The organism is Nocardia sp. NRRL S-836 (genome assembly GCF_001279525.1).
Classification (GTDB): Bacteria; Actinomycetota; Actinomycetes; order Mycobacteriales; family Pseudonocardiaceae; genus Lentzea.
The window spans coordinates 22344-42247 of sequence record NZ_LGDY01000165.1 but is presented as its reverse complement, the minus strand read 5'-3'; the positions used below and the strand labels follow the sequence as shown (position 1 = coordinate 42247).

23 protein-coding genes are annotated in these 19904 nt (G+C 70.6%); 15 read left to right on the top strand and 8 right to left on the bottom strand.

Annotated elements, in window-relative coordinates; genetic code table 11:
* The first annotated feature begins 22 nt into the window (after nucleotides 1-22).
* Nucleotides 23-1267, top strand: coding sequence for an MFS transporter (locus ADL03_RS46345; protein WP_082374015.1), 1245 nt, complete (start codon nucleotides 23-25; stop codon nucleotides 1265-1267).
* A 1329-nt stretch (nucleotides 1268-2596) separates the two neighbouring features.
* Here the strand turns inward: ADL03_RS46345 and glgA are convergent.
* Nucleotides 2597-3748 (bottom strand): glycogen synthase, encoded by a 1152-nt coding sequence (gene glgA / locus ADL03_RS42795; protein ID WP_157529769.1) that lies wholly within the window; start codon nucleotides 3746-3748, stop codon nucleotides 2597-2599.
* A gap of 88 nt (nucleotides 3749-3836) precedes the next feature.
* On the opposite strand from glgA, the gene glgC reads away from it, so the two are divergent.
* The gene (gene glgC, locus ADL03_RS42790; protein ID WP_053739391.1) at nucleotides 3837-5051 is read left to right on the top strand and encodes a glucose-1-phosphate adenylyltransferase; all 1215 of its coding nucleotides are present in this window, start codon (nucleotides 3837-3839) and stop codon (nucleotides 5049-5051) included.
* A 168-nt stretch (nucleotides 5052-5219) separates the two neighbouring features.
* Here glgC and ADL03_RS42785 read toward each other — a convergent pair whose 3' ends face one another.
* On the bottom strand, nucleotides 5220-5852 hold the full coding sequence (locus tag ADL03_RS42785) for an O-methyltransferase (RefSeq protein WP_082374014.1): 633 nt from the start codon (nucleotides 5850-5852) through the stop codon (nucleotides 5220-5222).
* 219 nt (nucleotides 5853-6071) lie between these two features.
* Here ADL03_RS42785 and sigE point away from each other — a divergent pair, with 219 nt between their 5' ends.
* The 4 genes from sigE (at nucleotide 6072) to tatB (ending at nucleotide 9176) form a co-directional block, all read left to right on the top strand.
* The gene (gene sigE / locus ADL03_RS42780; RefSeq protein WP_082374044.1) at nucleotides 6072-6653 is read left to right on the top strand and encodes an RNA polymerase sigma factor SigE; all 582 of its coding nucleotides are present in this window, start codon (nucleotides 6072-6074) and stop codon (nucleotides 6651-6653) included.
* Nucleotides 6650-7192 (top strand): anti-sigma factor, encoded by a 543-nt coding sequence (locus ADL03_RS42775; RefSeq protein WP_053739389.1) that lies wholly within the window; start codon nucleotides 6650-6652, stop codon nucleotides 7190-7192. Before sigE ends, ADL03_RS42775 begins: the two co-directional genes overlap by 4 nt.
* Nucleotides 7193-7257: 65 nt before the next feature.
* Complete coding sequence (locus ADL03_RS42770) at nucleotides 7258-8784, top strand: S1C family serine protease (protein WP_053739388.1); 1527 nt, start codon at nucleotides 7258-7260, stop codon at nucleotides 8782-8784.
* 17 nt (nucleotides 8785-8801) lie between these two features.
* Nucleotides 8802-9176, top strand: coding sequence for a Sec-independent protein translocase protein TatB (tatB, locus tag ADL03_RS42765; RefSeq protein WP_053739387.1), 375 nt, complete (start codon nucleotides 8802-8804; stop codon nucleotides 9174-9176).
* 155 nt (nucleotides 9177-9331) lie between these two features.
* On the opposite strand, the gene ADL03_RS42760 is transcribed toward tatB, so the two are convergent.
* Nucleotides 9332-10486: an Mrp/NBP35 family ATP-binding protein gene (locus ADL03_RS42760; protein ID WP_157529768.1), complete on the bottom strand. Its 1155-nt coding sequence runs from the start codon at nucleotides 10484-10486 to the stop codon at nucleotides 9332-9334.
* 95 nt (nucleotides 10487-10581) lie between these two features.
* On the opposite strand from ADL03_RS42760, the gene ADL03_RS42755 reads away from it, so the two are divergent.
* Nucleotides 10582-11049 carry a MarR family transcriptional regulator gene (locus tag ADL03_RS42755; protein ID WP_053739385.1) on the top strand — a complete coding sequence of 156 codons (468 nt, stop codon included), beginning with the start codon at nucleotides 10582-10584 and terminating at the stop codon, nucleotides 11047-11049.
* A complete protein-coding gene (locus tag ADL03_RS42750; protein WP_053739384.1) occupies nucleotides 11046-11444 on the top strand; it encodes an NUDIX domain-containing protein in 399 nt (132 codons plus the stop codon). The genes ADL03_RS42755 and ADL03_RS42750 overlap by 4 nt, the downstream gene beginning before the upstream one ends.
* Nucleotides 11445-11450: 6 nt before the next feature.
* Here the strand turns inward: ADL03_RS42750 and ADL03_RS42745 are convergent, their stop codons facing one another.
* The 4 genes from ADL03_RS42745 to ADL03_RS42730 are packed head-to-tail and all read right to left on the bottom strand — an operon-like array spanning nucleotide 11451 to nucleotide 14366.
* Nucleotides 11451-11936, bottom strand: coding sequence for a DUF1003 domain-containing protein (locus tag ADL03_RS42745; protein WP_053739383.1), 486 nt, complete (start codon nucleotides 11934-11936; stop codon nucleotides 11451-11453).
* Nucleotides 11929-13182, bottom strand: a complete 1254-nt coding sequence (locus tag ADL03_RS42740; protein WP_053739382.1) for a magnesium transporter MgtE N-terminal domain-containing protein — start codon at nucleotides 13180-13182, stop codon at nucleotides 11929-11931. Before ADL03_RS42740 ends, ADL03_RS42745 begins: the two co-directional genes overlap by 8 nt.
* Nucleotides 13183-13197: 15 nt before the next feature.
* Nucleotides 13198-14031, bottom strand: a complete 834-nt coding sequence (locus ADL03_RS42735; RefSeq protein ID WP_053739381.1) for an aminoglycoside phosphotransferase family protein — start codon at nucleotides 14029-14031, stop codon at nucleotides 13198-13200.
* Nucleotides 14028-14366, bottom strand: a complete 339-nt coding sequence (locus ADL03_RS42730; RefSeq protein ID WP_197289145.1) for a hypothetical protein — start codon at nucleotides 14364-14366, stop codon at nucleotides 14028-14030. The genes ADL03_RS42735 and ADL03_RS42730 overlap by 4 nt, the downstream gene beginning before the upstream one ends.
* Before the next feature lie 109 nt (nucleotides 14367-14475).
* Here ADL03_RS42730 and ADL03_RS42725 point away from each other — a divergent pair, with 109 nt between their 5' ends.
* A complete protein-coding gene (locus tag ADL03_RS42725) occupies nucleotides 14476-15435 on the top strand; it encodes a CoA ester lyase (protein WP_053739380.1) in 960 nt (319 codons plus the stop codon).
* Between the two features lie 158 nt (nucleotides 15436-15593).
* Nucleotides 15594-15770 carry a hypothetical protein gene (locus ADL03_RS47875; protein ID WP_157529767.1) on the top strand — a complete coding sequence of 59 codons (177 nt, stop codon included), beginning with the start codon at nucleotides 15594-15596 and terminating at the stop codon, nucleotides 15768-15770.
* An 8-nt stretch (nucleotides 15771-15778) separates the two neighbouring features.
* Here ADL03_RS47875 and ADL03_RS42720 read toward each other — a convergent pair whose 3' ends face one another.
* Nucleotides 15779-16159, bottom strand: a complete 381-nt coding sequence (locus ADL03_RS42720) for a DUF4190 domain-containing protein (RefSeq protein ID WP_053739379.1) — start codon at nucleotides 16157-16159, stop codon at nucleotides 15779-15781.
* A gap of 202 nt (nucleotides 16160-16361) precedes the next feature.
* Between ADL03_RS42720 and ADL03_RS42715 the strand changes: the two genes are divergently transcribed.
* From ADL03_RS42715 to ADL03_RS42700, 5 genes are all read left to right on the top strand, one after another.
* On the top strand, nucleotides 16362-17558 hold the full coding sequence (locus ADL03_RS42715) for an acyl-CoA dehydrogenase family protein (RefSeq protein WP_053739378.1): 1197 nt from the start codon (nucleotides 16362-16364) through the stop codon (nucleotides 17556-17558).
* Between the two features lie 74 nt (nucleotides 17559-17632).
* The gene (locus ADL03_RS42710; protein ID WP_157529766.1) at nucleotides 17633-18454 is read left to right on the top strand and encodes a hypothetical protein; all 822 of its coding nucleotides are present in this window, start codon (nucleotides 17633-17635) and stop codon (nucleotides 18452-18454) included.
* Between the two features lie 60 nt (nucleotides 18455-18514).
* Entirely contained in the window at nucleotides 18515-18709 is a 195-nt protein-coding gene (locus tag ADL03_RS47870) for a hypothetical protein (RefSeq protein WP_157529765.1), read from the top strand.
* A gap of 49 nt (nucleotides 18710-18758) precedes the next feature.
* A complete protein-coding gene (locus ADL03_RS42705) occupies nucleotides 18759-19142 on the top strand; it encodes a hypothetical protein (protein WP_053739376.1) in 384 nt (127 codons plus the stop codon).
* A gap of 26 nt (nucleotides 19143-19168) precedes the next feature.
* Nucleotides 19169-19768 (top strand): hypothetical protein, encoded by a 600-nt coding sequence (locus tag ADL03_RS42700; RefSeq protein ID WP_053739375.1) that lies wholly within the window; start codon nucleotides 19169-19171, stop codon nucleotides 19766-19768.
* The last annotated feature ends 136 nt before the right edge of the window (nucleotides 19769-19904 follow it).

Below are 19904 nucleotides of genomic sequence, written 5' to 3'. Positions count from 1 at the left end.
CGGATGGCTTAGCGTCAGGTGGGTGAACAGGTTGACCGCGTCCACCGCCGCGTCGGGGCTCGCGAGCTTCGCGTTGCTCTACGCGCCGCAGCCGGTGCTGCCGCTGATCGCGGACGAGTACGGGCTGGGGCCGGGCGGTGCGTCGCTCGCGATCTCGGCGTCGACGATCGCGCTGGCGCTGGTGGTCGTGCCGGTGGCGACGCTGTCGGAACGGGTCGGGCGCCGGCCGGTGATCGTCGCGAGCGTGCTGCTGGCCGGGCTGATCGGGCTGGCGCTGCCGTTCGCGCCCGACTTCGACGTGTTCCTGCTGCTGCGCGTGCTGCAGGGCGCCGCGGTGGCCGGGGTGCCCGCGGCGGCGATGGCCTACCTCGCCGACGAGCTGGACAACGGCGGGCTCGGCGCGGCGATGGGCGCGCTGATCGCGGGCAACAGCGTGGGCGGGATGCTCGGGCGGCTGGTCTCCGGGCTGACCGCCGACTGGCTGGGCTGGCGTGGCTCGTTGCTCGCGGCGGGTGTGTTCGGGCTGGTCGCGGCGGCCGTGGTGGTGTTCTTCCTGCCACCGGCGCACAACCGGCCCCAGCGTGCGCCACGGGCGATGAAGGCCGCGCTGAAGGACCCCGTGCTGCTCGCGCTCTACGCGGTGTCCGTGCTGCTGGTCGGGTCGTTCATCTCGTTCTACAACGTCGTGGGCTTCCAGCTCGCCGGCCCGACGTGGCTGGAGTCCCTGGTCTTCCTCTTCTACGGCGTCGGCAGCGTCGCGTCGGCGTTCGCGGGCCGGTTCTCCGACCGGTTCGGACGCGGCCGGGTGCTGCTCGCGTGCATCGGGGTCCTCGCCCTGGGCGCGCTCGCGAGCCTGCTGTGGGTGCCGCTCGGGCTGGCGGTCGTCACCGGCGGGTTCTTCGCCGCGCACGCCACGGCCAGCGGCTGGGTCGGTGCCCGCGCCCCCGGACACGCCCGCGGCCAGGCGTCCGGGCTCTACCTGCTGGGCTTCTACGTCGGCAGCAGCGTCGGCGGCACGGCCGGCAGCACGGCGTTCGGCGAGTGGGGCTGGGGTGGGCTCGTGGCGGTGGTCCTGGGCTGGCTGGCGCTCGCCGCGATGCTCGTTCAGAACTCCAACGCGAGCGTGAGGCGCGGGTCGACCGGCATGAGCGCGACCTTGCCGAGCCTGGGCAGGTCGGGGCTGCCGTCGACCAGGCCCACCGAGACCGACCGGGTGTCCGCCGGGATCTCCACCACGACCGCGAAGGGCAGCGGGCCGCCGTCGTAGCGGGCGCCGACCTGCGGTGCGACCGTGCCGTCCGGCAGGGTCACCGTGATCAGGTCCTTGGTCATCAGGCCGCCCGCGGTGTCCGGCACGTCACCGGTGGCCTCCAGCCGCACCTCCAGCAGCGCCTTGTCGGGCGCGGAGATCGTGGCGACGTCGTACTGGCTCGGGCCGAGCTTGACCGGGCGCTGCCGGCCGAGCTTGATGCCGGTGACCTTCATGCCCATGGCGTTGCCGCCGAGCCTGACCTTCTGGGTCTGCTCCTGGAAGTGGCCGGGACCGGCCGCGCGCAGCAGCACCGGCGGCGGGTTCTCGGCGCGCTTGCCGGAGGGGATCTCGACGCGCTGCTCCAGCGACTTGGCTCCGAGCGTGCCCAGCGAGAGGTGCTCGGCGCCGGCCTGCGGGTCGGGCACGGTGTAGACGACGAACACCGAGCCGTTGGCGGGCAGGCGGTCCTGCGGCAGCACCTGGCGCTTGCCCGGCAGCTCCAGCGCGAGCTCGGAGGGCTGCGGGGCGAACCCCTGCCAGTTGGTGCGCAGGTAGCCGCTGTCGGTCTCGTTGAGCTTCTCGACCTTCATCCGCAGCACGCGCAGCCGGGAACCGGGCTCGGCGCGCACGGTGCCGTCGGAGGTGTGCCAGAGGTCCGGGTCGGCCCAGCCGGTCACGCCGGTGGAGAGCAGGTCGTCGCGCAGCTTCACGTCGAGGCCGCCGAGACCGAGGTCGGAGTTGGGCCGCTTGCCGTCGTCGGGCAGCACCGCGAGGAAGTCCTTGCCCGCGGTCAGGTCCTGCTGCTTCGTCGGGTCGAACTGCTTGCCGTCGGTGCGGACCAGCGTGCCGACCGGGGTGCTGCGGTTGCCGCTCTCCGGCACCTGCGGCGACTGCACCTCGAAGCGGACCTCCTCGTCGGACTTCGCGACCTCCTTGAGCGGCACGGGCACCCAGTCGGTCGAGGCGCCGGTGCCGGGCACCTGCACCGGACCGCACCACAGCCGCCGGTCCACCTCCGCGTCGACACCGGTCTTGGCGAACCAGCAGCTCACCGCCGCCGCGCCCGCCCGTGCGACGTAGCCGTACTCCAGCGTGAACGAGATCTGCGCCTCGGCCTGCGACTGCAGCTCGGAGGCGCCGGCGAGCTTCTTGCCGTCGACGGTGAGCGTGACCGCGGTCGACTCGGCCTTCGGGGCTGTGGCACATCCGGCCGCCGCCAGGAGGACCGTCAGACCCAGCACCGCACAACGCACAGTCCTCGCGCCCCTCACCAGTCGGAACCGAAATGTCACTACTGGTTAAAGGCGGCGTTCACACCTCCGGGTTGCCCGGCAGAAGTGTGGCTCAAATCACGCTGCGGTAGACCTCGACCGTCTGCTCGGCCATCGAGGCCCAGGAGAACTCCTGCTCAGCGCGCTTGCGCCCGGCCACGCCGAACCGCCGCGCCCGTTCCGGGTCGGCGACGAGCGAGTTGATCGCCTCGGCCAGTTCGTGCCGGTACGTCGACGTGTCGTGCTCGTCGTAGTGGACCAGCAGCCCCGTCTCGTCGTGCGCGACGACCTCGGGGATGCCGCCGACGTCGGAGGCCACGACCGCCGTGCCGCACGCCATCGCCTCCAGGTTCACGATGCCCAGCGGCTCGTAGACCGACGGGCACACGAACACCGTGGCGTGGCTGAGGATCTGCCGGACCTCGGCGGGCTGCAGCATCTTCTGGATCCAGAAGACGCCCTCCCGCGCCGCCGCGAGCTCGCTCACGGCCAGCCGGGTCTCCTCGGCGATCTCCGGGGTGTCCGGCGCGCCCGCGCACAGCACGATCTGCGCCTCCGGCGCGATCTGGTGCGCCGCGGCGACGAGGTGCCCGACGCCCTTCTGCCGGGTGATCCGCCCCACGAACGCGACGATCGGCTTCGTGGGATCGATCCCACGGGACGTCAGGGCGTCCGTCTCCGTGACCGGGTGGTAGGCGACGGAGTCGATCCCGTTGCGGACCACGTGCACCTTCGCGGGGTCCAGCGCCGGGTACGCGTCGAGCACGTCCGCGCGCATCCCCTCGCTGACCGCGATCACCGCGTCCGCGTGCTCGTAGGCGGTCCGCTCGGCCCACGACGAGATCCGGTACCCGCCACCGAGCTGCTCGGCCTTCCACGGCCGGCGCGGCTCCAGCGAGTGCGCGGTCACCACGTGCGGAACGCCGTGCAGCAGTTTGGCGAGGTGGCCGCCCATGTTCGCGTACCACGTGTGCGAGTGCACGAGGTTCGCCGTGGACACCGCCGCCGCCATTTCGAGGTCGACCGCAAGTGTGGTCAACGCCGCGTTTGCGTGTTCGAGAGAGTGGGGAGCGTTGTGCGCCGTGGCATCACCTCTGGGCGCGCCGAAGCAATGCACGTCCACCTCGACGAGCCCGCGGAGGTGGGGGACGAGGAATCCCACGTGCACACCAGCGCCACCGTAGACTTCCGGTGGGTACTCCCGCGTCATCAGAGCAACTCGCACGCACTTACCGTAGATCACGGCGGTACTTGTCGGGACAAACCGCTCTGCGTCTGGTTCGAGATCGATCGCACGGATAGGGTCACATACCGTGAAGGGGCAGCCGCACGTTCTCGGAATTGTGCTTGCCGGTGGTGAGGGCAAGCGCCTGTGGCCACTGACGGCGGACCGCGCGAAACCGGCTGTGCCCTTCGGGGGCAACTACCGGCTGGTGGACTTCGTGCTGTCCAACCTGGTCAACGCCGGGCTCGCGAAGCTCTGCGTGCTGACGCAGTACAAGTCGCACTCGCTGGACCGCCACATCTCGACGACGTGGCGCCTGTCCAATGTGCTCGGTCAGTACGTGACGCCGGTACCGGCCCAGCAACGTTTGGGCCCGCGCTGGTACACCGGCTCGGCAGACGCGATCTTCCAGTCGCTGAACCTCGTCCACGACGAGAAGCCGGACCACGTCGTGATCTTCGGTGCCGACCACGTGTACCGGATGGACCCCGGCCAGATGATCTCGCAGCACGTCGAGTCCGGCGCCGCGGTGACCGTCGCCGGCATCCGCGTGCCGCGCACCGAGGCCAAGGCCTTCGGCTGCATCGACTCGGACGCCTCCGGCAAGATCACCCGCTTCCTGGAGAAGCCCTCGGAGCCGCCGCACGTGCCGGACGACCCGGACGTGACGTTCGCGTCGATGGGCAACTACGTCTTCACGACCGAGGCGCTGCTCGACGCGCTGCGCGGGGACGCGCTGAACCCGGACTCCGACCACGACATGGGTGGCGACATCATCCCCATGCTCGTCGACCGGGGTAAGGCCCACGTGTACGACTTCCAGGACAACGTCGTGCCCGGCGCGACCGACCGCGACCGCGGCTACTGGCGCGACGTGGGAACGATCGACGCCTACTACGACGCCCACATGGACCTGGTCTCCGTCCACCCGATCTTCAACCTCTACAACGAGCTGTGGCCGATCCGCACGGCGACCCCGCCGCTGCCGCCCGCGAAGTTCATCGCGGGCGGGTCGGCGGAGGACTCGATGGTCGGCCCCGGCTCCATCATCTCCGGCAAGATCCACGGCTCGGTGATCTCGTCGGACGTGACCGTCGAGGTCGGCTCCGTGGTGCAGGGCTCCGTCCTGCTGCCGGGCGTGCGGATCGGCAAGGGCGCCGTGGTCCGCCGGGCCATCCTCGACAAGAACGTCGTGGTGCCCGACGGCGCGCTCATCGGCGTGGACGCGCCGATGGACCGCGAGCGCTACACGGTCTCCGCCAGCGGCATCACGGTCCTCGGCAAGGGCGTCCGGGCCTACTAGCGCCGCCAGCCACCTGCCGACGCCGTCACGTAGCCCTCCGACGCTCCTGGACACACCACGCAAGCCCCGCGTTTCCTCTCAAGGTCACGCGGGGCCGCTGCGTTCCCTCGACACGCCACGCGGGAGCCTCGCGTGGCTTCTTGCGCACGCAGGCAACCCGCGTGGCCGTCAGGGACGGCGTGCGGCGACCAGCAGTCCGTCGCCCAGCGGCAGGATGACCGGCACGAGCCGGGAGTCCTCCCGGCACGACTTCGCGATCTCCCGCATGGCCTGCGTCGACTCGTCCTTCACCTTCGGGTCGACGACCTTGCCGTGCCACAGGACGTTGTCGAACGCGATGACGCCGCCGGGCCGCAGCATCCGCACCCCGTGTTCGAGGTACTGCGGGTACTCGGGCTTGTAGGCGTCGACGAAGACGAGGTCGTAGGCGGCGTCGGTGAGGCGGGGGAGCACCTCCAGCGCCTTGCCCATGATCAGGCGGGTGCGCGACGGCGAGATGCCGGCCGCGGTGTACGCCTCGCGGGCGGCGCGTTGGTGTTCGGGGGCGACGTCGATCGACGTGAGCACGCCGGAGGACGGCATGCCGGAGAGCAGGTAGAGGCCGCTGGTGCCCGCTCCGGTGCCGATCTCGACGACGGCCTTCGCCTGCAGGGCGGTCGCCAGGAACCTGAGGGCGGCGCCGCCGCCCGCGCCGATGGGCACGCAGCCCAGCTCCTGGCCGCGTGTGCGCGCTGCCAGGTACACGTCGTCCTCGGGGAGGTACTGCTCGACGTACTCCCGCAGGGCCGATTCCGGTGTCACAAGCACGCAGGCTAGTGCCAGTCGTGCCCAAAACGGGTGAACGCGGCCCGAACCGAGATTCTCAGGGTGCTCTCAGCCAGCTCTCACGATCGTTTAAACCGGGCAGGAGAAGGTACAGAGGCAAGAAGCCAGGCTCGAGGCGGGAACAAGCCGGACCCGTCGACCGTTGAGCCGCATAAGGGTCGCCGGGCGGCCCACCTGGAGGTGCCGAAACACCTGATGCGCACGCAGTCGAGTTCGCCGGAGGCCGTCGCGCCCATCGAGACGGCCGACTGGACGCCGCCCTCGTGGGATGCGATCGTTCGCGAGCACGCGGACCGGGTCTACCGGCTGGCGTACCGCCTGACCGGCAACCAGCACGACGCCGAGGACCTCACGCAGGAGACGTTCATCCGCGTCTTCCGCTCCCTGGCGTCGTACAAGCCGGGCACCTTCGAGGGGTGGCTGCACCGCATCACCACCAACCTCTTCCTGGACATGGCACGCCGGCGCAGCCGCGTGCGCATGGAGGCGCTGCCCGAGGACAACGACCGCCTCGAGGGTGACGACCTGTCCCCCGAGGAGATCTACGACGAGAACCACCTCGACCCGGACCTGCAGGCGGCGCTCGACGAGCTCCCGCCCGAGTTCCGCGCGGCCGTCGTGCTCTGTGACGTGGAAGGACTCTCCTACGAGGAGATCGGCGCCACGCTCGGGGTGAAGATGGGTACCGTGAGGAGCAGGATCCACCGGGGCCGCCAGGCCCTGAAGGTCGCACTGGAACGCCGTCGTCAGGAATCGTTGCTGGAGGACTCTGCATGACCGACCTGCGTGGTTGGGGCCTGCCTGAGCAGCACCTGTTGCCGGATGCCGTGGTCGCGTTCGTGGACGGGGAGCTGTCCTCGGTCGCCCACGAGCGAGCCTCGGCGCACATCCAGCGCTGTGGCTTCTGCGCGTTGGAGACCTACACGCAGCAGCAGGCGCGCGCCGCCGTGCGCACCGCGTCGGCTCCCACCGCGTCGGCCTCGCTGCTCGACCGGCTCGGCGCCATCCCGCAGGAGGTCGAGCTGCCGTCCGCTCCGGACGGGCTCGCGATCACCGAGGACGGTCAGTTCGTCACCGTGCAGCGCACGGACAAGCCCGCGTTCGGCTCCGGCCCCGTGCTGGGGTCGTCCAAGCCGCTGGGCAGCCAGGGCTGGTTCAGCGGCCGCAGAGCCCGGCAGGGCGCCGGCGTCGTCGTGAGCGGCATGCTGCTCAGCGCGCTCGCGTTCGTCACCCCGGACGGCGAGCCGGAGGCACCGGCCCAGCCGGCGCCACTGATCCACCAGGACCTGAGCGGCGCGCTGGTCGGCACCCGCTGACAGGTATTTCACCGCTCGTCAGGCAGGCTGTGGTTCAGCACTCCTAGCGGAAAATTCGGGGAGAGATGAGCCAGCAGTCGCCCAACGGCCAGACGCCCACACCTGTGTCCGGAGTGGACGACGGAGCGCACCGCAGGCTCCGGCCGCGGCCGCTCGTGCAGCCGCCGGTCGACCCCACCTACGCCACCGCCTTCGGCCGCCCCAGCGGCGTCGAGGGCGCGTTCGCCGCACGGCACGTGCAGGTCCCCCCGGTGCAGTCCGCGCCGCCACCGCCGGAGTCGCTGGTCACCGCCTTCGGGCGGCAGGGCTCCGGTGAGCTGCTGCAGCGCCCGCCCGGCCACCAGCCCGCGAGCACCCCGGAAGCGGGGGTCGACCCGGTCTTCTGGGACGGCGAGCCCGCCGCCGACCCGTGGCGCGACCCGGCCGCCGGCGCCGTCATCGGCCCGCCCGCCGTGGGCGAGGACCCGCCGGTCGAGGAGGAGAAGCCGCAGGAGCCCGGCCCGCAGCTGAGCGTCCCCGAGCTGCTGTTCGGCCGCCGCGTGAAGCCGGCCGCCCTGGCGTTGCTGATGGCCGCCGCCCTGCTGGTCGGCGCGGCGGGCGGTCTCGTCGGCTGGCTGATCGGCCGCGCGGGCAACCCGCTGACCGACTCGACGGTCACCCTGGCCGAGGTCGAGGCGGGCAAGGAACGCCCGGCCGGCTCGGTCTCCGACATCGCGAAGCGCGTCACCCCGAGCGTGGTCTCGATCGAGTTCAAGGGCGCGAACGTGGCCGGTGTCGGCTCCGGCGTCGTCATCGAGTCCGGTGGCTACATCCTCACCAACGACCACGTCGTCGCCCCCGCTGCCCAGGACGCCTCCGCAAAGCTCAGCGCCGTCTTCACCGACGGCACCCGCGCCCAGGCCCGTGTGGTCGGCCGCGACCCCAAGACCGACCTCGCCGTGATCAAGGTCGAGGTCACGAACCCGACCGTCCTGCAGTTCGGCAACTCCGACGAGCTCCAGGTCGGCGACTCCGTGATCGCCATCGGCTCGCCGCTGCAGCTGTCCAACACCGTCACCGAGGGCATCGTCTCCGCCCTGCACCGCCCCGTCACCGCCGCGGGCGAGAACGGCGGCCCTCAGGTCACCTACGACGCGATCCAGACCGACGCCGCCATCAACCCCGGCAACTCCGGTGGCGCGCTGGTCGACTCGCGCGGCGCGCTGGTCGGCATCAACTCCTCGATCCGCACCGAGACCGGCGGTTCGGTCGGCCTCGGCTTCGCGATCTCCGGCAACCAGGCCCGCAAGATCGGCCAGGAGCTGATCCGCAGCGGTTCGGTGAAGCACGCCGACATGAACGTCAACGTGAAGTCGGTGTCCGCGGAGACCTCCGAGGGCGCCCAGGTGCAGAACGTTCCCGCTGGTGGGGCCGCTGCGGCCGCCGGTGTCCAGGAGGGTGACGTGATCACCAAGGTGGGCGGCCGGATGGTCCGCAACGCCGCCGAGCTCGTCGTGGCGGTCCGCGAGCACGAGATCGGCGAGACGGTGCAGGTCGTCCTTGCGCGCCAAGGACGTGAGTTGAAAATCGACGTCACGCTCAAGTCCGACTGACAAGTAGGCTGGGGACCGTGTTCGACAGCATCGGATGGGTCGAGATCCTCATCATCGTCGTCGCGGGTCTCTTCATCCTGGGCCCCGAACGACTGCCTTCCGCCGCCGCGTGGCTGGGGAAGACGGTGCGCCAGGTGCGCGAGTACGCGACCGGCGCGCGCGAACAGCTCAAGCAGGAGATGGGCCCGGAGTTCGAACAGCTCCGCAAACCCCTCGAAGACCTGCGTGAGCTGCGCAACTTCGATCCGAAGCGCGCGGTCACCAAGCACCTGTTCGACGACCCGGAGCCGGCGAAGGCCAACGGCTACCCGACCCCGGCGACACCTCCCGCACCGGAGCAACGCCCCCTCGCCCCCGGCGAGCGCCCCCCTTACGACCCCGACGCGACCTGATCCCCGACGCGCGACGGCGACGCGACCTGATCCCGGACGCGCGACGGCGTGCCTTGCTCCCGAGCGCGCTCTGATCCCGGCCGCTGCCTGAACCGCACGCGACGCGAGCCGCCCGGCGTGCCCGCGTGCGGTCAGAAAAGCGGGAGGACCGGGGGCTAGCGGCCTGCGGGGGAGACGTTCAGCAGGCGGCCCGCCAGGCCGCGGGACCGCACCGACAGCTTCTTGGCCATGTCCGACAGCACCTGCGCGGCGGCCGAGTCCGGCACGGCCTGCACGATCGGCGTGCCCGCGTCGCCGTTCTCCCGCAGGCGCGGGTCCAGCGGAATCTGGCCGAGCAGCGGGACCTCGGACCCCACGGACCGGGTCAGCGACTCGGCGACGGCCGCACCGCCGCCCGAGCCGAAGACCTCCATGCGCGTGCCGTCGGGCATCTCCAGCCACGACATGTTCTCGATCACGCCCGCGACCCGCTGCCGCGTCTGCAGCGCGATCGACCCGGCCCGCTCGGCCACCTCGGCGGCGGCGGTCTGCGGGGTGGTGACGACGAGGATCTCGGCGTTCGGCACCAGCTGCGCCACGGAGATCGCCACGTCACCGGTGCCCGGCGGCAGGTCCAGCAGCAGCACGTCCAGGTCGCCCCAGAACACGTCGGCCAGGAACTGCTGCAGGGCGCGGTGCAGCATCGGGCCGCGCCACACGACCGGCGTGTTGCCGGGGGTGAACATGCCGATCGAGATCACCTTCACGCCGTGCGCCTGCGGCGGCATGATCATCTTCTCGACCTGGGTGGGACGGCCGTCCGCGCCGAGCATGCGCGGGATCGAGTGGCCGTAGATGTCGGCGTCGACGATGCCGACGGACAGGCCGCGAGCGGCCATCGCCACGGCCAGGTTCACGGTGACCGACGACTTGCCGACGCCGCCCTTGCCGGACGCGACGCAGTACACGCGCGTCAGCGAGCCCGGCTGGGCGAAGGGGATGACCGGTTCCTCGGTGCCGCCGCGCAACGTCTTGCGCAGCTCGGTGCGCTGGGCGTCGCTCATCACGTCGAGGTCGACGCGGACGGACGACACACCGTCGAGTGCCGACACGGCGGCGGTCACGTCAGCGGTGATCTTGTCCCGCATCGGGCAGCCCGCGACCGTCAGGAACACCCCGACGACGACCGAACCGTCCGCACCCACCTCGACGTCCTTGACCATGCCGATCTCGGTGATCGGACGGCGGATCTCGGGGTCCTGCACACCGGAGAGCGCCTTGCGGACGTCCTCCGCGGTGGGGAGGGGCTGCGTGGTGGTCACACCAGCCATGCTACGTCCGGCGCGGCCCGCACCTACCAGCCGGTCACATTCGAGCACAGGGCCAGGTCGTAGCCGGGTGGCAGCTGTCCGTAACATCGACGTCCGTGCCGGAATCGGGTAGTTCCCGGTTGCCCACCCGTGTCGAGCTCGGGGTGTGGCGATCGTTCCTCCGCGCGCATGCACGGATCACGCGGGTCCTCGAGACCGAACTGATTGCTGAGCAGCGCCTTTCGCTCGCGGCGTACGACGTGCTGGTTCAACTGGCCGAAGCGCCTTCCACGCGCATGCGCATGACCGAACTCGCCGACGCCGTCCTGCTGTCCCGATCCGGCGTGACGCGCCTCGTGGACCGGCTGGAACGGGCTGGGCTCGTCGGTCGCGAACGCGCCGACGGTGACGGACGCGGCATCGTGGCCGTGCTCACACCCCTCGGCGCCGAACGCCTGCGCACCGCCTCCGCCACCCACCTGGCGGGCGTCGCCGAGCACTTCGGCGAGAGCTTCGGCCCCGGTGAGCTGGAGGCGTTCGGGCGCACCTGCGACCGCCTGGCCGCGGACGACGTGTTCCCGTGATCACCGTGGTGGGGCTCGTGCACGTCGAGGCCGGTCGTCTCCTCGTCGTGCGCTCACGTGACAAGAAGGCCTTCTACCTCCCCGGCGGCAAGATCGAGCCGGGCGAGACCCCGGTGGAAGCGGTGCGTCGTGAGGTGCGGGAGGAGCTCGGCGTCGAGCTCGACCGCCCCGAGGTCCTCAAGCGGTACGTCGCCCCGGCTTACGGCGAGGGGGAGGGCGCGATGGTCGACATGACGTGCTTCACCGCGGCGCTCGAAAGCACGCCGCGGCCGACGGGGGAGATCGCCGAGCTGACGTGGGTGACGCGTGCCGAGTACCGCGCGCACGCCGAGACGGCGCCCGCGATCCACGAGGTGCTGGCCGACCTGGTCGCCAGCGGCCTGGTCAGGCCCTGACCGGGCTCACGGCCGGACCTTCTTGCGGTTGTCCTGCTCCTTCACCAGCTTCTCCAGCTCACCCCGGATGAAGTCGCGCGTCGCCACCTCGCCGACCGCGAGCCGCAACGCCGCCAGCTCCCGCGCCAGGAACTCGGTGTCCGCCTTGGTCTGCGCCGCCCGTGCCCGGTCCTCCTCCAGCGACACCCGGTCCCGGTCGTCCTGCCGGTTCTGCGCCAGCAGGATCAGCGGCGCGGCGTAGGCGGCCTGCGTCGAGAACGCCAGGTTCAGCAGGATGAACGGGTACGGGTCCCACCGCAGCGACACGGCGACGAGGTTCACCGTGATCCACGCGATGACGATCAGCGTCTGCCAGAACAGGAACTTGCCCGTGCCGAGGAAGCGGGCGAGCCGTTCGGAGAACTGGCCGAACGCGTCCGGGTCGATCGACAGGCGGAAGCCACGGGGTTCGCGCGGCTGGTCGAGTCTGCGCCGCGGCAGCAGTTCAGGCATGGCTCAGTCCCGTCTCGCGCCAGTTGTCCGGCAGCAGGTGGTCCAGCACGTCGTCGACGGTGACCGCGCCGAGCAGGTGCTCGGACTCGTCGATCACCGGCGCGCACACCAGGTTGTAGGTGGCGAAGTAGCGGGTGACGTCGCTCAGCGAGGCGTTCGGCGACAGCAGCGCGAGGTCCGTGTCGAGCACTCCGGCGACGAGGTCGAACGGCGGCTCGCGCAGCAGCCGCTGGATGTGCACGCAGCCTAGGTAGCGGCCGGTCGGCGTCGCGGAGGGGGAGCGGCAGACGAAGACCATCGACGCCAGCGCCGGTGTGAGGTCCGGGTTCCGCACCCGTGCCAGCGCTTCCGCGATCGTCGCGTCCGGCGTGAGGATGATCGGTTCCGGCGTCATCAGACCACCGGCGGTGTCGTAGGAGTACTCCAGCAGGCGGCGGACCGGCGCCGACTCCTCGGGTTCCATCAGGTCGAGCAGCCGGTCCTTGGTCACCTCGGACAGCTCGGCGAGCAGGTCGGCCGCGTCGTCGGGGTTCATCGCCTCCAGGACGTCGGCGGCCCGTTCCTCGTCCAGGTGCGACAGGACGTCCTTCTGGTCCTCTTCGGACAGTTCCTCGATGACGTCGGCGAGCCGTTCGTCGTCGAGCGCGTCCGCGACCTCGTGGCGGCGCTTGGGTGGCAGCTCGTGCAGCGCGTGCGCCACGTCGGCCGCGCGCATGCCCTCGAACACCGCGACCAGCTGCTGGGCGCCCTGCGGCTGGCCCGCGAGCTCGTTGACGCTGAGCCCGCCGACCTCGTCCCACCGGCACACCTGCACCGGCCCGCGCCGCCCTAGCCGCCCGGTCCGCCGGCGGACGGCGACCTTGACCATGCGCCAGTCGCGGGTGCGGGTGAGCTCCATCGCGGCGTCCACGACCGTCGCCGTGGCACCGTCCTCGACCTCCACCTTGGCGTCGAGCACCTCGCCGATCACCAGCACCTCGTTGACCCGCTGGTGGAACGGCCGCAGGTTCACCGACCCGGTGGCGAGCGTCACGGCGTTCGGCTCGATCGAGGTGAGCCGCAGCATCGGCACGAAGATCCGTCTGCGGGTGGCGAGCTCGACGACCATGCCGAGCACGCGCGGTGGCTGCCGGTCGATGCGGAGGCTGATGACGACGTCCCTGGCCTTGCCGATGGGTTCACCATCGGGGCCGAACACGGGAAGTCCGGCCAGCTGGGCGATGTAGATCCGGTTCACGGCCACCACGACACCGAGACTAGATCAGGACCTGACCGCCCACCGGGCGATCTCGGCGCAGATGGCCGCTTGGTCCGGCAGATCCTCCTCCAGGCACCAGATCCAGTTCGCCACCGCGCGCTGCAACGTCCAGTCGCGTGCCTTCGCCACGTCCAGCTCCCCCACGTCGCACAGCGCGCGGAACCGGTCGGTCAGCCCGCGGTGGCCGTCCAGCTCGCCGAACCTGTTCCACAGCAACGGGATCACGCAGTACTCGGGGTCGGCGGACAGCGGCTTCGGGTCGATCACCAGCCACGGTTCCCGGTCGCCGCGCAGCACGTTGCGGTAGTGCAGGTCCTCGTTGACCAGCGACGTGCCCATCGGCCGGGTGCCGGCCTCCCTGGCCGCGTCGAGCACCGTGCGGGGAACGGCGGGGTGGTCCTTGAGGGTGTCCTGGAACCTGCGGAAGCCGTCGGGGGCCCGGAGGTGCCTGTGGCGGCGCAGCAGGCCGCCGATCACGCTGATCGCGAGTTCGATCGGTTCGTCGTCGAGCGAGTGCTGGTCCAGGCGTTCCAGCAGCAACGCGCCCAGCTCCGCGTCGTGGCCGAGCAGCCGGACCACGCCGTCGCCGTCGTAGAGCCGCAGCGCGAGCGGTTCGTGCTCGGTCTCGCGGTCGACCCACGTCAGCTTGAGCACGGCCGGGTGCCCGTCGGCCCGGCGGACCGGCAGCACGACGGCGCAGAGACCGTGCATCAGCGGGCCGTCCGGGGTGAGCTGCCAGCGCGCGCACGCCTTGGTGGCCAGCGTCGGCAGCCTCGCGACCCACTCCGGCGCGCCCTCGCCGAGCTCGCGGCCGAAGCCCTCCGGCACGGTGATCATGCGCCGAACTCCAGCCGGTACACGGCCTCCCACTCGGGTTTCGTGTTGAGCCGCGCCGTCTTCAGCGCCTGCGCCGTCTCGTCGTCCGGTTCGGTGAGGTGCGCGGTCGCCTGGGCGTCGACGAGGTGCGAGTGGGTGCTGGGGGAGCGGACCGTGACGGTGACCCGCGCCTGGTCGGACAGGCCCGGCACCACCTGTTCCGTGCCGCCGGTGATCACCCACAGCGCGTCGTCGCGCCAATGGGCGTGCACGAGCTTCGGTTCGTGACCGGGTGAGGTGATCCACACGGCCGCCGCCTTCCGCAGTGCCGCGTCCAGGATTCGAGTGATCTCCACCGGTTCAGACTGCCAGGGTCTGTGAGACCGGACTCAGCGGATATGCGGCCGGAGTTGATGCGTGCCACTGTGGCGCCACAGTTACCGGCCGGTACGAGGAGGTACTCCAGTGGTCGACCAGCAGCGTCCCCGTCGCTCGTGTCTGGCGGTCCCCGGCTCGAGCCAGAAGATGATCGACAAGGCCCGCACGCTGCCGGCGGACCAGGTGTTCCTGGACCTGGAGGACGCCTGCGCGCCGCTGGCCAAGCCGGACGCCCGCAAGACCATCGTCGCCTCGCTCAACGAAGGCGGCTGGGGCAGCAAGGCCCGTGTCGTGCGCGTCAACGACTGGACGACGGAGTGGACCTACCGCGACGTCACCGAGGTCGTCGAGGGCGCCGGAGCGAACCTCGACTGCATCATGCTGCCGAAGGTCCAGACGCCCGAGCAGGTCGTCGCCCTCGACTTCCTGATCACGCAGATCGAGAAGACCATGGGCTACGAGGTCGGCAAGATCGGCATCGAGGCGCAGATCGAGAACGCCCTGGGCCTGAACAACGTCAACGCGATCGCCACCGCGTCCCCGCGCGTCGAGACGATCATCTTCGGCCCGGCGGACTTCATGGCGTCGATCAACATGAAGTCGCTCGTGGTCGGCGAGCAGCCGCCCGGTTACGACGTCGGCGACGCCTACCACTACATCCTGATGCGCATCCTGATGGCCGCGCGCGCCCACGACAAGCAGGCCATCGACGGCCCCTACCTGCAGATCCGCGACGTCGACGGCTACAAGCGGGTCGCCGGCCGGTCCGCGGCGCTGGGCTTCGACGGCAAGTGGGTGCTGCACCCCGGCCAGATCGACGCGGCCAACGAGGTGTTCAGCCCGAAGCAGGAGGACTACGACCACGCCGAGAACATCCTCGACGCGTACGAGTACTACACCTCCGAGGCCGGCGGTAAGCGCGGCGCGGTGATGCTCGGCGACGAGATGATCGACGAGGCCTCGCGCAAGATGGCGCTGGTGATCTCTGGCAAGGGCCGTGCCGCGGGCATGTCGCGGTCGGACGTCTGGACCCCGCCGGAGGACTGAGCCACCGGCTCACTTCCGTTACGGATTGTGCGCCATTTCACCCTGAACGTCACTGGACGTGTTCGACCGTCACGAGTTGCGTTCAAAACGGGTGAGGTGGCGCACAATCCGTCACCGGAGTTTGCGATCTCGCCCCGCCGTCGGTGCATGCTCATGGCATGTCACGTTCGAGTAACGGCAAGACGAGCAGACGGTTGCGGCTCTTCAAACGGCGCGAGGACGACCTGCTCGAGCGCAGCTTCCGCAGCTGCCCCGGCTGCGACGCCGACGTCCACGTGTTCGCCGACGTCTGCCGCCACTGCGGTGGCACCCTGGAGATCGCCCTCGCGGGCTGAGCCCACCGCTAGTACGTGCTGCCCTGCTTGGCCGCCGCGATGATGGCGATGACGATGACCGCCAGGTACAGCAGGTAGCCGACGATCACGACGTAGCCGACGATCACGCCCGCGAGCGCCATGCCGCGGCCGTCCTCCTCGCCCCGCTTGATCCGCGCCATCGCGATGTGGCCGAAGATGACGCCGGCGATGGCCGTCAGACCGCAGGTCGCGATACCCACGCACGACAGCACGAGCGCCAGGATCGCGTTCGTCTGCGGCTTCTGCACGGGCGGCGGGTAGCCGTAGCCGTACGCCGGCTGCTGGCCGTACGGGCCGGGCTGGCCGTAGGGCTGGGCCGGTGGCTGGCCGAACGGGTCCTGCTTCGGGTTGTACGGGTCGTAGGTCATCGCTGGTCCCCCTAGAAGTGATGAGGCGGGATCTTAGGTCCGCACTGTTCATTCGTCGCGCATGGGTGCGCGATTACACCTGTCAGAGATGCTGTTTCGGTACAGGTGGGGCGTCCGTTGTTGCGGAGAGCACACCGCGGTCGCAAACGGGCGTTAACCGGTCCATACTCGCCGGTAACCAAAGCCTTGGAAGGGAAGTGCGATGGCGCGCCTCGCCCAGACCGCGGGTCTCACGGACATCCAGGAAGAAATCCTCGCGACCGTGCGCACGTTCGTGGACAAGGAGATCATTCCGCACGCCCAGGCGCTGGAGCACGGGGACACCTACCCCGCGGACATCGTCGAGGGCATGAAGGAGATGGGCCTCTTCGGCCTGACGATCCCGGAGGAGTTCGGCGGGCTCGGCGAGTCGCTGCTGACCTACGCGCTCGTGGTCGAGCAGATCGCGCGCGGCTGGATGAGCGTCTCCGGCGTCATCAACACCCACTTCATCGTCGCGCACATGCTCAAGCAGCACGGCACGCAGGAGCAGAAGGAGAAGTACCTGCCGCGGATGGCCGCCGGCGAGGTGCGCGGCTCCTTCTCGATGTCGGAGCCCGAGCTGGGCTCGGACGTCGCCGCGATCCGCACCCGTGCGGTGAAGGGCCCCGAGGGCTACACCGTCAACGGCCAGAAGATGTGGCTGACCAACGGTGGCACGTCGAACCTGACCGCCGTCCTCGTCAAGACCGACGAGGGTGCGGAGAAGGCGCACCAGAACCTCACGACGTTCCTGGTGGAGAAGCCGGAGGGCTACGGAGAGGTGCTGCCCGGCCTCACGATCCCCGGCAAGATCGACAAGATGGGCTACAAGGGCGTCGACACCACCGAGATGGTGTTCGACGGCTTCGAGATCTCCGCCGACCAGGTCCTCGGCGGCGTCCCCGGCCAGGGCTTCCGCCACATGATGGACGGCGTCGAGGTCGGCCGCGTCAACGTGGCCGCACGCGCCTGCGGCATCGCGATCCGCTCGTTCGAGCTCGCCATCGAGTACGCCCAGCAGCGCAAGACGTTCGGCAAGGCCATCGCCGAGCACCAGGCCATCGCGTTCAAGCTCGCCGAGATGGCCACCAAGGTCGAGGCCGCGCACCTGATGATGGTCAACGCCGCCCGGCTCAAGGACTCCGGCCGGCGCAACGACGTCGAGGCCGGCATGGCCAAGCTCATCGCGTCGGAGTACTGCGCCGAGGTGACCCAGGAGGCGTTCCGCATCCACGGCGGCTACGGCTACTCCAAGGAGTACGAGATCGAGCGCCTGATGCGCGAGGCCCCGTTCCTGCTGATCGGCGAGGGCACCTCGGAGATCCAGAAGACGATCATCTCCCGCGGCCTGCTGCGCGAGTACCAGTCCCGGGGTTAGCCCGTTGGGGGTCACTCTTTCACGGGAGTGGCCCCTGACGTTCCCCGGTCGGGCGCCCTAGGGTCTCGCTCACCTTGAGCATCGACCTGACACTGCCCAGACCCGTGTCGCCGCCGCACGTGGTCCGCATGGAGCTGGACGCCTTCGGCCCCGTCGACCGCGCCGCCCTGGCGACCTGGTTCGGCACGCTCTTCACCGACCTGCTGGCACCCCTGTGCCCGGCCTCGATCGACGAGCTCGTGTCCGTGGCCCGTGACTACGTCCCCTCCGACACAACGCCGTGGGGCCCGCCGGGTTACGCCCGCCTGCTGCTCTCCTCGGGCGAGTTCACCTCCGCAGCGTGGAACTCGGCACTGGCCGCACTGCCGTCCTTCCTGCGCGTGCAGCTGGTCCAGCTCGACTCCCAGGGCCTCCCGCTCGTGGACGGCGGCTGGTCGGCGGAGCTCCTGCTGAAGGACGACCCCGACTTCCCGCACCAGGTCGTGGTCTGCGCGGCCCGCTCGCTGTTCGGCGGCTGGCTTTCCCATACCGTGCAACAGAACTGGCTGTCGATCCTGCGTTCCGGCGCCTCCCTGCTCCGCGCCTCGGGCGGCTGGATCACCCTGGACCGCACCGGCCCGCGCACCGCCCACGAGGTCACCGCCGGCGTCGGCCTCGACGAATCCCTCTTCACAGCAGCGGAACTGTCCCGCGGCCCGCACTGGGCCACCCTGCTCGGCCCCCGTCAGGTGGCCGCACTCGGTGGCGTGCAACAGGTTCTCGCCACTGCACCCTGCTGCGCGGTCGAACACCTCGGCGGTGGCCGGATCCTGTTGCAGCTCACCGAACACCTCGACGAGGTGCCGCCGGAGGCCGTGGCGGAGCTGACGAGGTTCCTCCGCCCGGTGCTGCACTGAAACCCGGTTGCCCGCAGGTCCACACTCGAACCACACGCTCGACGATGCTCTGGTGACCTCATGACCCACCCCCTGGCCGGCCCGGCCCGCCGCTTGGGCCTGCCCGCCCCCGCCCAGCACGCTCATCTGGAGTCGATCGGCACCGCTCCGTCCACCGACGAGCTCGCCCTGGAGTTCGACGACGACGCCGACACCCGGTCCCGCCGGCCGCCGCCCCGTTCGTCGACCGCATCGACACCCTGCTGGAGACGATGAGCGGCCCCGGCCCGGTTTGGCACGTCACCTCACTGGCCACTGCCGCGCAGTGGCCGAGCTCCGCCTGCTCGCCGCCGAGCTCCTGCGCCACCTCCCGGCCCACCCGCGCCCACTGGCCCCGTCCGAACGCGAACTGCTGGCCCTCCTGCTCACCGATCTCCCCGGCCTGCACGCCCAGCTCGACCACGTCGAGGTGCGCGCACCGTGGTACGACGGATCGGCCAGCCTCGACCTCGACACCTCCGGCCCCGCGGCTGACGTGCCGGACGGCGTGCTGCCGGTCAGCGCCGAGGTGCACTCGAACGGCGAGTACATCGGCGAACTGCTGCTGTGGGTCGCCAACGGCCGGTTGTCCGCCATCGAGTACGCCTGGGTCACCGACGAACCCCCGCACACCCTGCCCCCGGCGACCGCGGTGACCACCCAGCGCTGACCGCCGACTGCTGTCACCCTGGGCCGGTGAGGCCCTCAGCGAAGACCGACGCGTTGCTCGCCGTCGACGCCGCGCTGCGCCCGACCGGCTTCGTGCGCTGCGGCCACGTCTGGCTGCAGGAGCGCGGCGACGGCGTCCGCGGCTGGCTCGGCTTCGGGGTGACGGGCTCGCTGGAGCTCACCCCGCTGGTGGGCGTCTGCTTCCGCCGCTACGACGAGGTCTGCCGCGCTCTGGGCGTCGGTTTGCCGGCCACGCCCGTCACGTCGACGCCGCTGGGACACCTGATGGGGGACAAGCCCGTCTGGCGCTGGACGTTCACGCCCGGCGGCGACCACGCGGGCATCGCCTCGGCGTTGGTCGACACGTTCCTCAGGCACGGCAAGCCGTACATCGACAGGTGCGCGACGTGGGACGCGCTGTCCCGCGAGCTGGTGGCGAAGCCGGAGTCGTTGCTCGACTTCGAGCGCGCTCGCAAGCTCGCGATCATCCACGTGCTCGACGGAAACGCGGCCGCGGCCGGTGAGGTGCTGGCGGAGGAGCGGGAGCGGGTGGCGGACAGCGGAGACGTCCACGCGCGGTCGTACCGGGCCTTCGCGCGCCGGTTCGAGCTGATGTTCCCCGCTTAGTCCGATGGGGTCCGTGCCCCCTGCGGAAGCCGCCGATCTGCGGTTTCCAATGGTCCTGGTGTGCCCGAAATGCGCGAAACCACATTTCGGTCACACGTGACTGGGGTCACCCATCCGGACTATTGGGTTAAACCGG